Annotated in this window: 1 protein-coding gene; it reads left to right on the top strand. The window is 43.1% G+C overall.

Translation table 11 applies throughout. The features are described from left to right. Positions 1–11 precede the first annotated feature (11 nt). Positions 12–815: RNase H-like domain-containing protein (locus tag HLA95_RS30370; protein WP_502266668.1), on the top strand; the 804-nt coding region annotated here is incomplete at its 3' end.

Below are 815 nucleotides of genomic sequence, written 5' to 3'. Positions count from 1 at the left end.
TCCAACGATGTATGACATCAATTTTCTCTGACATGATAGGCGACTTCTTGGAAGTGTTCATGGACGATTTCTCAGTCTTCGGTCCATCTTTTGATGAATGTCTTGCTAATCTCTCTAAAGTCCTTCAGCGGTGTTGTGAAACAAACTTAGTATTAAGTTGGGAGAAGAGCCATTTCATGGTTCAGGAGGGTATAGTTTTGGGGCATATCATATCTGATAGGGGGATCGAAGTAGACAAGGCTAAGGTCGATTTAATTGCGAAATTACCTCCCCCTACTACTGTTCGTCAGATTAGGTCCTTTCTTGGACACGCAGGATTCTATAGACGCTTTATCAAGAATTTTAGTGAGATCGCAAAACCCTTGTGCAATCTACTTGCCAAGGACGTCGAGTTTGTCTTTGATGGAGCCTGTCTAGAATCCTTCCATAAATTACGTCTAATGTTGACCACGGCACCTGTCATGCGAGCTCCAGATTGGTCACTTCCATTCGAGCTCATGTGTGACGCCTCCGACTTTGCATTAGGAGCAGTGTTAGGCCAAAGGGTTGATAAGGCTCCATATGTTATCCACTATGCGAGTAAGACATTAAATGATGCTCAGTTAAATTACACTACGACTGAGAAGGAAATGCTCGCTGTAGTTTTCGCATTAGACAAGTTCCGATCCTATCTTTGGGGATCGAAGACTATTGTGTACTCAGACCATGCCGCCTTGCGATACCTGCTCTCTAAGAAAGAGACAAAGCCTAAACTGATTAGGTGGATTCTCTTATTGCAAGAGTTCGATTTTGAGATTAGGGATAAGAAAGGGTCT

It is taken from the genome of Geminicoccus harenae (assembly GCF_019800005.1).
Taxonomy (GTDB): Bacteria; Pseudomonadota; Alphaproteobacteria; order Geminicoccales; family Geminicoccaceae; genus Geminicoccus; species Geminicoccus harenae.
The sequence above is the reverse complement of the archived record's forward strand: the minus strand, read 5'-3'. Positions and strand labels throughout refer to the sequence as shown.